At 49.6% G+C, this 12,370-nt stretch carries 12 protein-coding genes and 1 pseudogene; 5 read left to right on the forward strand and 8 right to left on the reverse strand.

Features of this window, described 5'->3' with window-relative positions; translation table 11 throughout:
* Positions 1-1,848: aminomethyl-transferring glycine dehydrogenase (gcvP, locus tag ABYP73_RS06330; protein ID WP_372973785.1), on the reverse strand; the 1,848-nt coding region annotated here is incomplete at its 3' end.
* A gap of 149 nt (positions 1,849-1,997) precedes the next feature.
* Between gcvP and ABYP73_RS06335 the strand changes: the two genes are divergently transcribed.
* Positions 1,998-2,813, forward strand: a complete 816-nt coding sequence (locus ABYP73_RS06335) for a hypothetical protein (RefSeq protein WP_372973786.1) — start codon at positions 1,998-2,000, stop codon at positions 2,811-2,813.
* 220 nt (positions 2,814-3,033) lie between these two features.
* On the opposite strand, the gene ABYP73_RS06340 is transcribed toward ABYP73_RS06335, so the two are convergent.
* Positions 3,034-3,594: a sigma-70 family RNA polymerase sigma factor gene (locus tag ABYP73_RS06340; RefSeq protein WP_372973787.1), complete on the reverse strand. Its 561-nt coding sequence runs from the start codon at positions 3,592-3,594 to the stop codon at positions 3,034-3,036.
* A 71-nt stretch (positions 3,595-3,665) separates the two neighbouring features.
* On the opposite strand from ABYP73_RS06340, the gene ABYP73_RS06345 reads away from it, so the two are divergent.
* Positions 3,666-4,022 carry a rhodanese-like domain-containing protein gene (locus ABYP73_RS06345; protein ID WP_372946425.1) on the forward strand — a complete coding sequence of 119 codons (357 nt, stop codon included), beginning with the start codon at positions 3,666-3,668 and terminating at the stop codon, positions 4,020-4,022.
* On the opposite strand, the gene ABYP73_RS06350 is transcribed toward ABYP73_RS06345, so the two are convergent.
* Genes ABYP73_RS06350 through ABYP73_RS06360 form a run of 3 tightly spaced genes read right to left on the reverse strand, consistent with a single transcriptional unit; the run spans position 4,019 to position 7,775 of the window.
* Positions 4,019-6,049 (reverse strand): M3 family metallopeptidase, encoded by a 2,031-nt coding sequence (locus tag ABYP73_RS06350; RefSeq protein ID WP_372973788.1) that lies wholly within the window; start codon positions 6,047-6,049, stop codon positions 4,019-4,021. The genes ABYP73_RS06345 and ABYP73_RS06350 overlap by 4 nt on opposite strands.
* Positions 6,050-6,099: 50 nt before the next feature.
* Entirely contained in the window at positions 6,100-6,597 is a 498-nt protein-coding gene (purE, locus tag ABYP73_RS06355; RefSeq protein ID WP_372946390.1) for a 5-(carboxyamino)imidazole ribonucleotide mutase, read from the reverse strand.
* Positions 6,594-7,775 carry a 5-(carboxyamino)imidazole ribonucleotide synthase gene (locus ABYP73_RS06360; protein WP_372973789.1) on the reverse strand — a complete coding sequence of 394 codons (1,182 nt, stop codon included), beginning with the start codon at positions 7,773-7,775 and terminating at the stop codon, positions 6,594-6,596. Before ABYP73_RS06360 ends, purE begins: the two co-directional genes overlap by 4 nt.
* A 115-nt stretch (positions 7,776-7,890) precedes the next feature.
* On the opposite strand from ABYP73_RS06360, the gene ABYP73_RS06365 reads away from it, so the two are divergent.
* The 3 genes from ABYP73_RS06365 to ABYP73_RS06375 all read left to right on the forward strand — a co-directional run bounded on the left by ABYP73_RS06365 (position 7,891) and on the right by ABYP73_RS06375 (position 10,690).
* Positions 7,891-9,000 (forward strand): adenylate kinase, encoded by a 1,110-nt coding sequence (locus tag ABYP73_RS06365; RefSeq protein WP_372946558.1) that lies wholly within the window; start codon positions 7,891-7,893, stop codon positions 8,998-9,000.
* Positions 9,001-9,065: 65 nt separating this feature from the next.
* A complete protein-coding gene (gene obgE, locus ABYP73_RS06370; RefSeq protein WP_372973790.1) occupies positions 9,066-10,067 on the forward strand; it encodes a GTPase ObgE in 1,002 nt (333 codons plus the stop codon).
* A 104-nt stretch (positions 10,068-10,171) separates the two neighbouring features.
* Complete coding sequence (locus tag ABYP73_RS06375) at positions 10,172-10,690, forward strand: DUF4136 domain-containing protein (RefSeq protein WP_372945624.1); 519 nt, start codon at positions 10,172-10,174, stop codon at positions 10,688-10,690.
* Between the two features lie 22 nt (positions 10,691-10,712).
* On the opposite strand, the gene ABYP73_RS06380 is transcribed toward ABYP73_RS06375, so the two are convergent.
* The 3 genes and pseudogenes from ABYP73_RS06380 to ABYP73_RS06390 form a co-directional block, all read right to left on the reverse strand.
* Positions 10,713-11,501 carry an SDR family oxidoreductase gene (locus tag ABYP73_RS06380; RefSeq protein WP_372945625.1) on the reverse strand — a complete coding sequence of 263 codons (789 nt, stop codon included), beginning with the start codon at positions 11,499-11,501 and terminating at the stop codon, positions 10,713-10,715.
* A gap of 7 nt (positions 11,502-11,508) precedes the next feature.
* Positions 11,509-11,826, reverse strand: a complete 318-nt coding sequence (locus ABYP73_RS06385; RefSeq protein ID WP_372945626.1) for a cupin domain-containing protein — start codon at positions 11,824-11,826, stop codon at positions 11,509-11,511.
* Between the two features lie 7 nt (positions 11,827-11,833).
* Positions 11,834-12,370 (reverse strand): annotated as a pseudogene (locus tag ABYP73_RS06390) (hypothetical protein); the annotation flags it as partial.

The following is a 12,370-nucleotide window of genomic DNA, read 5'->3' on the forward strand; positions in this document are numbered from 1 at the left end:
TGTTTTGGTGACCACCACCTGCATACCTGCCATCACGGCAGAAGCAGGATTGGTCCCATGGGCAGAGGCCGGGATGATACAGATGTTTCGATTTGTATCCCCTCTCGATTCGTGGTAGGCTCTGATAGTCATCAGGCCGGCGTATTCTCCCTGGGCTCCGGAATTGGGCTGCAGAGAGGTGGCGGCAAATCCTGTGATCGCGGTCAGGTCGTCTGCCAGGTCCTCGAGAACCTTGTGATACCCTTTTGCCTGCTCCACCGGGACAAAGGGATGGATGTTACCCCATTCCGGCATGCTCAGCGGCAACATCTCTGTGGCTGCATTGAGCTTCATGGTGCAGGAACCCAAAGAGATCATGGAGTGATTCAAGGCAAGGTCCTTGCGCTCCAGCCTTTTCAGGTATCGCATGAGCTGGGTCTCGGAATGATAGGAATTAAACACCTCGTGGGTGAGGAAGTCCGAGGTCCTCGTCAATTCTTTGGGTATGGATGTTGTTCTGCCCGAAGTATCGTTCTTCGGTACTTCTTTTCCCAGGGCATCGGAAAAAATGGAGAGGATCTCCAGAGTGCGCTTTCGGGTGGTCGCTTCGTTCAGGGAGATAGAAATAGTGGCATCGTCTACGTAATGGAAATTGACCTTCCTCTTCTCTGCCACTGCTTTGACTTTTCCGGCATCTGCTTTTACCAGGAGGGTGTCAAAGAAAGCGGAATTCAACTGATAAATACCCATCTTCTCCAGGCCATCCGCCAGGAAGAGGGTGTTGTTATGTACTTTATGGGCTATGTATTTAAGTCCTTTGGGTCCGTGGTAGACGGCGTATGCGCCCGCCATTACCGCCAACAGGACCTGAGCCGTACAGATATTGGATGTGGCCTTGTCCCTCTTGATATGCTGTTCCCTGGTCTGCAGGGCCATACGCAAAGCCCGTGCTCCGTCAGTGTCACGGGTAACCCCGATGATCCTTCCCGGGATGTTTCTTTTGAATTCGTCCCTGGTGGCAAAATAAGCCGCATGGGGTCCGCCATATCCCAATGGGATGCCAAAACGCTGGGTGGTGCCCACAACTACGTCGGCTCCGAACTCTCCGGGAGGGGTAAGCAGGACGAGGCTTAAAATATCCGCGGCGACAGCCACTTTTATATCATGATTTTTAGCATTGGCAACAAAACCGGCGTAATCGAAAACCTGACCGTATTTCCCGGGATATTGGAGGAGTACTCCAAAGTACTCCTGGTTGAGTTCTACCTCCCTGTGATCCCCGACAACCAATTCTATCCCCAGGGGATTTGCCCTGGTCTGTAAAAGGGAAAGGGTCTGGGGGAGAACCTCTTCTGAAACAAAAAACCTGACACAGCCATTCTTTTTCTGGTCGCGGGTCCTGACATCGTAGAGCATGGTCATGGCCTCGGCCGCAGCCGTACTTTCATCCAGCAGAGAGGCATTGGCCAGTTCCATTCCCGTGAGGTCACAGACCATGGTCTGGTAGTTGAGCAATGCTTCCAGCCGACCCTGGGCGATCTCTGCCTGATAAGGCGTATACGCTGTATACCAGCCCGGATTCTCTAGGATATTCCTCTTGATTACAGAAGGGGTAATACTCTCGTGGTAGCCCAGTCCGATGTAGGATTTATACACTTCGTTCAGGCGCGACAGTTCATGGATATGGGTCAGGAATTCCTGTTCGGTCATGGGATCATCCAACCGAAGGCCTTCTTTCAAACGGATATCATCGGGTATGGTCTGATAGATGAGCTCACCTAAACTGTCCACCCCAATGGTCTTTAACATTCCGGGAAGGTCTTCCTCCCTTATCCCGATGTGTCTTGAAGCAAAAGAATCTGTGTTCATTGACGAAGCATAAAATTATTTTCTGAAAGGAGCACAAAATTAGGTAATTATTCCCTTTATACAGGCAGTAAAATGCCGTGCGTATCCAAAGTTTTTAACCGCGAGAATCGGATAGAACACGGTTTGGCTATTTTTGTTTAATGCGGGTGTTGAGAAAGATTTTCGAATATTATGTAAAAGCCAGTATTCATGTAGCTTTGGCTGTGCTGGCATTGCTCTACCTCACCTGTCAGTTCTTAAACATTCCCGTTAATAAATCCCTGTTTTTTTTAGTTTTTTTTAGCACTATCCCCACCTATAATGTCATCAGGCAAATCTCCCGCAAGAGAAATCGGTTTTACGGTCTTTTCAATATGCCGGGAATTTCCCTTACAGTCAGCCTTGTTTCTCTGGGCCTCTCCCTGTACTTTATTACATATCTCAAGTGGCAGACCTTGTTGACCCTTCTGGTCCTTTCATTGCTTACCGCCATTTACACCTTACCCATCCTACCGGAGGGCAAAAACTTGAGGCACAGGGGTCTTGTCAAGATTTTGATCATTGGCCTGGTATGGACCGGAACGACGGTGCTGTTGCCTGTGGTGGAAGTTGCTTCCCTCCAATCCTGGGACGTATGGGTGGAATTTGTGCAAAGACTCCTTCTGATCCTGGTGTTGATGGTTCCCTTCGAGATCCGCGACCTGGGTACGGATCCTGCGGACATGCTCACGATTCCTCAGCGTCTCGGTATTGCAAGGACAAGGCGACTTGGTCTATGGGCCTGCCTGATATGCTACCTGTTGACTTTTATGATGGATGAACTATCGGGAGAAGAAATCCTGGGAAAAACAATCATGGTTCTTAGTCTTGGAGCACTTTTGATCTTTCTGCCAAAAAAACAGCCCCGTTTTTTCGCCTCCTTTTGGGTAGAGGCCTTTCCCATTTTCTGGGTATTGGCTCTGTGGGGAATTCAGGCCCTGGTCTAGAGTCTTTCTCGGATCAGCTGCTTTAACTGCTTTTTATTAGCATCACTCAATACGTGCAATTTTGCCTTGCCAAACATCTCAGACAATTTTTTGTTGCGTTTGGAGAAAGAACTGCAGGTGCTGCAGAAGAGAATATGCAGCTTCAGCTTTAATTTTTCCGGTAAACGGGCCTCCCGGTATTGCGATTTGTTGCAAATCAAGGCGGCTTCATCACATGAGATCATGATTCGAACCAGTTTTTATTCAGGCATCCCATCAGGGCTGTTCTTGCCCGGTGGATGATCACCCAGAGATTAGACGGATTTATTTTGAGTTCTTTACAAATATCTTCTGTGGAAATACCACTTATGGTTTTCATCACGAAAACCTGCTTCTGTTTTTCGGGGAGCGCATCTATACACGCCTGTAAAGCCATACCCAGTTCTTCATTTTCGATAAGGTCATTTTCACGGATGCTGAAGGGATCTGCCACCTGCTCCTCCAGCCAGTCTCCTTCACTGTCAGATGCCGTACTGTAGGTCCTCTTTACCTCGGCTTTCCCCTTTTTGGAACTGATCTTCCTGTAGTGGTCAATGATCTTCCTTTTCAGGATAGCGACCAGCCAGGTGCGTTCCGAGGCCTGACCCTTAAAATTCTTTGCAGAATTTAATCCTGCGATAAAGGTTTCCTGGATGAGGTCCTTTGCAGTATCCTCATCGTTAACCCTTGAAATGACATAGTTATAGAGGTAGTCAGCATATCTGTCTACCCATTTTTCAGGGGTTAATTTTACCGTTTGCATAGCGATTTTATTCCCGTTAAAAGTAAAGGATTTAAAACAAATACGGTACATTTGATTGACATGCCACTGCCATGAAAAAACCTTTTTTCACATTTGTTCTTCTCCTGACATTCCTGGGATGCAGGGAATCCGGCCGGATGCCCATCACTGAATTCGATCAACAGGGATTGTCGCAATACACGCTTTTAGACGTGCGGACCCCTGAGGAGTTCACCGCAGGTCATCTCGAGAATGCGATCAATATCAACTGGTACGATGAGGATTTCACCGGGCAGGTGTCCAACCTCCCGAAAGGGAATACCATCTATGTGTATTGTCAGAAAGGCGGTCGGAGTGCAATGGCCGCTGCTGTATTGGATTCCCTGGGCTACCGTGCCATCGACCTTACGGGTGGGTACGGGGCTTTGACAGGCGTATCCCCGGACTAGGCCGTTTTTTTCAACAGGCCGGCCCGCTCCAGCAGGGGATCCAGACTGGGTTCGCTCCCCCTGAATGCCTTGTAAAGGTCCATGGGTTTAGTCGTCCCGCCTTGACTCAGGATGCAATCCTTAAATTTTTTGGCGATCTCCCTGTTGAAAATGCCTTTTTCCTTGAAATAGGCAAAGGCATCCGCATCGAGTACCTCGGCCCATTTGTAGCTGTAATATCCCGCCGAATATCCTCCCTGGAAAATATGGGAGAAGGCCGTGCTCATACAGGTGTCCGGTGTGTCGCCGTAGAGTTGAGTATCTGCAAAAGCCTCTACTTCGAAAGCCTTAACCTCTTCAATACCTGACGGGTCCTGGGCATGCCATGCCATATCCAGAAAACCAAAACTCAGTTGTCTTAAAGTGGCCATCCCCTCCATGAAATTAGAGGATTCCTTGATCCGCTTGATCATTTCCATAGGAAGCAGTTCGCCCGTCTCGTAATGATGGGCAAAGTATTCAAGGGCCTCTTTCTCAAAACACCAGTTCTCCATGATCTGACTGGGCAGCTCTACAAAATCCCAGTATACCGAAGTTCCTGAAAGGCTTGGGTAGGTGGTATCTGCCAGCATCCCGTGGAGGGCGTGCCCGAATTCGTGGAATAAGGTAGTGACCTCGTTGAAGGTCAGGAGGGAAGGTTTGGATTTCGTCGGTTTTGTAAAGTTGCAGACGATGGAAATATGGGGCCTTTCATTGCGTCCCTTCCTCTTGTATTGGGGCTTATAGGAGGTCATCCAGGCTCCTCCGCGCTTTCCCGGTCTGGGATGGAAGTCGGCGTAAAAAATCGCGATCAATTCACCTTTCTCGCCTTTGACCTGATAGGTCTTTACGTCTTCGTGGTAGGTGTCTATATCCTTCACTTCTTCGAATCGAAGCCCGTAAAGTTCCCCGGCGATTTTGAAGACCCCGGCGATTACATTTTCGAGCTTGAAATAAGGCTTCAATTTCTCGTCATCGAGATCGAAAAGTTTTTGTTTCAGCTTTTCAGTGTAGTAGCTGCCATCCCATTTCTGGAGTTGATCGATCCCATCCTCCTCTCTTGCAAATGACTGAAGCATGCCGAATTCCCTGAGGGCAGCAGGTTTTGCCTTCTCCTTTAACTCTTCCAGGAATTCCATTACCCTGGCCGGTGTTTCTGCCATGCGTTCTTCGAGGACGAAATGCGCATGTGACTCATATCCCAGGAGTACGGCCCTTTCGTGGCGCAAGGCAGCGATCCGGAGTACCAGTTCCTGGTTGTCCAGGTCGTCCCTGTGAAATCCTTTGCTTCCAAAGGCTATGGATAATCTTTTTCTCAGGTCCCTGTCATTCGCATAGGTCATAAAAGGTATGTAACTCGGGTAATCCAGGGTGATGACCCATCCTTCCTTTCCTTTTGAGGCGGCCAGTTGGGAAGCCGTTTCAAGGGCGTCCTCAGGCAGTCCTGCTACCTGCTCTTCCTTTGTGAGGTGCATCTCATACCGATTGGTCTCTGCCAGGACGTGCTCCCCGAAGGTCAGTTTGAGTTTGGCCAGTTCCTTATCTATTTCCCTCAGGCGGACCTTCTTATCCCTGGGAAGGTGAGCCCCGTTACGGCTGAAATATTTGTATTTCTTTTCCAGAAGCATCTGCTGTTCCGTATTCAGGTCGAGCTGACCCCTTCCCTCATAGACCTGTTCCACTCTTTTGAACAAGGCCTCATTCAGGGCGATGTCATTGCTGAATTCGGTCAGCAAGGGCGAAATCTCCTGAGCCAGGGCCTGAATCTCCTCACTGGTCTCGGCAGAATTCAGATTGAAAAAAAGGCTGGAGAGCCTGTCGAGATGTGCGCCGGCAAATTCCAGGGCTTCCACCGTATTTTCAAAGGTGGGGGGAGCCTCCGATCCCGTGATCTCATCGATCTCAAGACGTGCTGTTTTCAGGGCTTTTTCAAAGGCAGGTTTAAAATGTTCATTCTTAACGGAACGAAAAGGAGCCAGGTCGAAGGGCTCCAGCAATATGTTCTTCATGCAAAAAGTAGATTTTTCTGTTTTGTTGAATTTCTTCCGGAAGGGTCAAATTAAGATGACTTCCCCTTCCGGACCTCCTCAGCTCCTTTGATCACCTTCTCCTTCAGACCTTCTTTGTAGAGAACGATCTTATCCAGGACACAGGAATCCTGGCTTCCGATGATCTGGGCGGCCAGGATACCAGCATTTTTAGCGCCGTCAAGGGCTACGGTTGCCACAGGAACGCCCCCTGGCATCTGGAGGATAGAAAGGACAGAATCCCAGCCGTCTATGGAATTACGGCTTTTGATGGGGACGCCTATCACAGGTAATGGAGAGAGGGATGCCAGCATTCCCGGCAGATGTGCCGCCCCTCCGGCCCCGGCTATGATCACCTGGAATCCCTGGGTATGAGCTGTTTTCCCGAATTCAAAGAGTTTTTCCGGTGTGCGGTGGGCAGAAACAATATCCACCATCACCTCGATATCGAATCCCTTTAAGACATCCACTGCTTCCTGCATAATAGGAAGGTCACTTGTGCTGCCCATGACTATGGCTACCTTGCTCATGATTTGCTTTTACTGATTACGTTGATCGTTCTTTTAACTTCTCCGGCAATTTTCCGGGCCTCTTCCATATCCTCATTCACAATGGTCACATGTCCCATTTTGCGAAAAGGCCGGGTCATGGATTTTCCGTAGATATGAGGGGTCACACCCCTGAGGCCTAGGATCTTTTCTATGTGCTCGTATTCCACCGCTCCCTGATGGCCTTCGGCACCGACCAGATTGACCATGACGCCTGCCACTTTGCTGTCAGTATTGCCCAAAGGCAGACCCAGAATACACCTGAGATGCTGTTCAAACTGGTTGGTGAAACTGGCCTCAATACTGTAGTGACCACTGTTGTGGGGCCGGGGCGCTACTTCATTTACCAGGACATCATCTTCCCGGGTCTGAAACATCTCCACAGCCAGAAGGCCGACGTGTTCCAGGGATTCAGACACCTTGAGTGCGGTGGCAATTGCCTTTTTGGCCACTTTTTCACTGATCCGTGCCGGACACAGGACATATTCTACCTGGTTCGCCTCCGGATGGAACTCCATTTCCACAACCGGGTAATTTACAGAGTTGCCATTCCTGCTGCGGGCAACGATCACCGCCAGTTCGGTCTTAAAGGGGATCAGGGTTTCGGCCAGGCATTCCACATTGGGAAGGTCCTTCAGGTCGGCCCTGTCACGCACAATCTTAACCCCTTGTCCGTCATAGCCGAACTGAGCACTTTTCCAAACAACGGGAAGTTGGATGCCCCCGTGATCCAGGCTGTCCCGGATCTCACTGGTATAGGCAAATCTGGAGAAAGGCGCGGTAGGTATCCCGTGGTCTACATAGAACAATTTCTGGGTGGCCTTGTTTTGGATCAGCCTGAGTTCCCTGGGGGTCGGATATACCTTTACCCCCTTTTTTTCAAGGGCTTCCAGGGCATCAATATTTACATTCTCTATCTCTATGGTCAGTACATCGACGTCCTTCCCGAATTGATAAACTGAATCAAAATCCATCAGGTCGCCCTGTACGAATTCATTGCAGGCAAGCCTGGAAGGAGCATCTTTGGAAGGATCCATCACTTTGGTGGCTATATCCCATTTACGGGTCTCGTAGAGCAGCATCTTCCCCAACTGGCCGCCACCTAATATTCCCAGGGTAAAGTCCGAAGAGAAATATGCAGTTTTTGTACGGTCTGACATGTAGGTCGAAGTGGTTTTGACAAAAATACATCTTAATCTTATAAACCGGGAGAAGTGTCCTGAAAAAGAGGATGCAAAGTATTATCTTTGCCCTCTTAACACGTATCCGCAGGTTGTGATAAAGATCCACGACAAAAATTTTGAACTTTACCTGACCGAAAAGGAGATCCTCGACGCTGTCAGACGCATAGCAGATGAGATCGCGGCAGATTACAAAGACGAAATCCCGATTTTCGTGGGGGTGCTCAACGGGTCTTTTATGTTTGTCTCTGATTTTCTCAAGCATTATCCACATCCCTGCGAAGTTTCTTTTGTTAAATTGAGCTCCTACAGGGGGTTGACCTCCACCGGGATCGTAGAAACCCTCTTAGACGCACCCGACAACATTGAAGGCCGGAGTGTAATAATCCTGGAGGACATAATCGACACCGGCAGGACGCTTCAGGAACTGGTTCATATCTTTTCAAATACCAACGTTAAAAATTTCAGGATCGCCAGCCTTTTCTATAAATCAGAGGCCTATAACGGAGAGTATAGCATAGATTATTTCGGAATGGAGATTCCTGATCGGTTTATCGTGGGATATGGTCTCGACTATATGGAACAGGGACGAAACCTCAGGGACGTCTATCAAATCAATAAAGCACATATGATCAACCTTGTATTATTTGGAAAACCGGGTGCCGGAAAAGGAACTCAGGCCGGTTTCCTCAAAGAAAAGTACAACCTCAAGCATATCTCCACCGGGGACGTTTTTCGCTATAACATCAAGCACAACACAAAATTAGGACAGCTTGCCAAATCTTACATGGACAAGGGTGACCTGGTCCCGGATGAGGTGACTATTGATATGCTTAAGGATGAGGTGGAAAAGAACCCTGAAGCCAGCGGATTTATCTTCGACGGATTTCCCCGAACTACTGCCCAGGCGGAGGCCCTGGACAATTTCCTGGATTCCCGGGACATGCAGATCGATGCCACCATTGCCCTGGAGGCCGATGACGAGGTCCTGATCGGACGTCTGTTGGAAAGGGGGAAGGTGAGCGGTCGTCCTGATGACCAGGATGAGGCCAAGATCCGGAACCGATTTGAGGAGTACAACGAAAAGACAGCACCGCTCCGGGAATATTACAAGGCTCAGGGAAAATTCCACAGTGTGAATGGCATAGGGGATATTGATGAGATCACGGGCCGACTCGCCTCTGTGATCGAAACCCTTTGTTAAGAAGGTCATAATCCTTCCTGCGCAGACATGCGTAAATGCTCCACGGAGATCATTAAAACCGTCCAATGACTGAAGGTAATTTTGTGGATTATGTCAAAGTGCACGTTTCTTCCGGAAACGGGGGGAAAGGTTCTGCCCATCTCAGAAGGGAGAAGTACGTTCCCAAAGGCGGTCCCGATGGGGGAGATGGCGGCCGGGGTGGCCATGTCATCGTGAAAGGGAACGAAAGCCTCTGGACCTTACTCCACTACAAATTTCAGCGACACTTTAAGGCCGGGCACGGGGAGCACGGCAGCAAGAACCGCAGTACTGGTGCAGACGGTGCCAATGTCTACCTCGAAGTGCCACTGGGTACTGTGGTCAAAGAAACTGCCTCAGGGAAGGTACTCGTGGAGATCACTGAGCACGGACAGGAAGAGATCGTCCTGGAAGGCGGACTCGGAGGACGCGGGAACTGGCATTTCAAGAGTGCCACCAACCAGACCCCGAGGTACGCCCAGCCCGGTATCCCCGGATCAGAATCCGACCTGACACTCGAACTCAAGGTTTTGGCTGATGTGGGCCTTGTGGGCTTTCCAAATGCAGGTAAATCCACCCTGCTGTCGGTTCTGACATCTGCCAAGCCCAAGATAGCCGATTACCCCTTCACCACACTTAAACCCAACCTGGGGATCGTTCAGTACAGGGATTTCAAGAGTTTTGTGATGGCCGATATCCCCGGGATCATAGAGGGGGCTGCCGAGGGGAAAGGCCTGGGTCATTATTTCCTCAGGCATATTGAGCGCAATGCCATCCTTCTCTTCCTCATCCCCGCGGACAGTATCGACGTATCCAGGGAATACGAAATACTGCTGAACGAGTTGAAGGAATACAACCCGGAGCTGCTCGACAAAGAAAGGCTGGTTGCCATTTCAAAATCCGACATGCTCGATGAGGAACTGAGGGAGGAGATGGGCAAAGAAGTAAAAAAAGACCTTGGAGACGTCCCCTTTCTCTTTATTTCCTCTGTATCTCAGTACGGCCTGCAGGAACTCAAAGATAAGCTCTGGGCCTTTCTGAACGATTGAATTCCTGTCATTCTGGCCAAGAGGTTTTTTTCCGTAAATTAGAAGATAATGGCATGTAACCAGTATGGATATTTTCCATAGGGTTATGCCCCAATTGCTGCGCTATGAGAAACTGGCTATGGATACCCTGCCTGTTGCTACTCAGCTGCTCGAGCCTTAGAGTAGATTACGACTACGACCCCGGTACTGATTTCTCCAGCTACCGGACCTATAATTACTATCCGGACATGCAGACCGGGCTTAGTGATCTCGACACCCGTCGTCTGTTGTCGTCCCTGGATTCTGTCCTGCTCTCAAAAGGTTTCTCCTCCTCGGAGGAACCCGACTTCCTTATCAATATAGAATCTCGTGAGTTGCGTTTGCCCAGGAATAGTTCTGTAGGGGTCGGACTTGGCGGAGGCGGTCGAAACATGGGGGGAGGCGTTTCCATAGGCGTGCCTATAGGTCGTTCGGATTTGGAAAGGGAAGTCCTTTTCGATTTTATCGACAGTCAGCGCGATGCCCTCTTCTGGCAGGCTGTCTGTTCTGGTAATTTCAGGGAGAATGCCACTCCCTTGTCAAGGGAAAGAGAGATGCGGGAAATTGCCGTAAAAGTGATGTCTAAGTACCCACCAAAAAAGTAGCCTCTTCTGTTGATATCTTCTTTCAGAGGGATCTGAGCAATCCTCCGTCTATGGGAATATTGCATCCCGTGATATACCCTGCCTTATCGGAGGCCAGGAAGGCGGCCAGGTATCCGTATTCCTCCGGTATGCCCAGCCTTCTCAGAGGAACCTGGGCGGTCATATGGTTCCTTACTTCTTCGGGTTTGATCTGCTGTTGTTCAGCCTTTTTCTGGTTGAGTTCCCCGAGCCTTTCTGTATCGAAATAACCGGTCAGGATATTGTTTACGGTAACCCCGTCTGGCCCCACCTCCGTGGCCAGGCTTTTTGCCCAGGCTACCACTGCGGCGCGGATACTGTTGGAAAGCACCAGGTAGGAAAGGGGTTCTTTTACCGAAACCGAAGCCACGTTGATGATCCGGCCCCAATTTCGGGACCTCATCTGCCCTATGGCCAGCTGGGTGGTGTAGACGACCGATTTAAAGAGGACATCAAAGGCCTCCTGATAATCCTCCACCGATTTTTCGAGGGGGGTTCCCGCCCTGGGCCCCTGGGTGTTGTTGATGAGGATATCGACCGTATTCTTTGAAAAATACTCCTTGATCATTTCCGAATAACGGGAGAAGTCATTGAAGTCGACCACCCGGTATTGATGCCTTTGTGAAGGAAAGGCCGTATGCAGGGATTCGGTTATACGCTTGAGTTTGTCTTCGCTCCTGGCCATAAGGGTAACACTGGCCCCACTCTCCGCCAGCTGGCGTGCGATGGCCAGGCCTATACCTCTGCTGCTGCCCCCAACCAATGCTCTCCTGCCTTCAAGATTGATGTTCATGATCACATTATTTGTATTCTTCTCTGACCGGACTGAATACATCCATAAGGCGACATGGTGTCAGGGCCTTTCCACTGTGAGGAACACCGGGTGGGATCACGACCAATTCCCCGTCCTCGTAGATCTGTTTGTCACCTCCTACGGTGAATTCAAAACGGCCTTCCAGTACATGCATGATCTGTTCGTGAAGGTGTTCGTGTTCGGGTACTTCAGCCCCCTGATCCACATCCCAGTACGCCAGGGTCATGTTCTCTCCATGGATAAGTCTCCCCCTGTAGCCGGGCATCATCTCCCTGGGCTGAACGTGTTCCAGATGTATTTTCATGGTCTAATCAATTTTTTGTTCTCAGCAGGTACATATGTTCATTGAGCACTTCATCCTCCGGCAGGTGGGTGCCCCGTAAATAGCGATTGGAAAGGCTCATCGTATCCTGGTGATCTTCCAGAGAATACGCCTGTAAGGTACGGTAAAATTCGTGGGGTAGGGTCTGGTAGTTGAATTGCTGGTTCTTCTCGAGGTTTCCTTCCACAAAGTCGATCAGTTTCCCAAAAACCTCTTTTTTTTCGAGGTCAGGCGTAAAAGAAACACTCCCCACAAATCCACCGTCGAGCTGTAAACGAGGGAAAAGGTCGAATAGCCTGATTGTATCCTCATGCCCCAGGAAGAACAGCACCCCTTCGAGAAGGATAAAACACTTCCGTCCCCTGACGAGGGGCAGGATCTCCTGATAGAGATCCTCCAGGCTAGGCCTGTTAAAATCCGCCTCAATAAACTTGATATTCCTCTCAGGCAGTATTCCCTGCCTTTGCCATTCCCGGGTTCGCTCTTGTTTATAGGCCATTACATTTCCGGTATCGATTTCCAGAAA

The sequence above is a fragment of the Muriicola sp. genome (genome assembly GCF_041567615.1).
Classification (GTDB): Bacteria; Bacteroidota; Bacteroidia; order Flavobacteriales; family Flavobacteriaceae; genus Muriicola.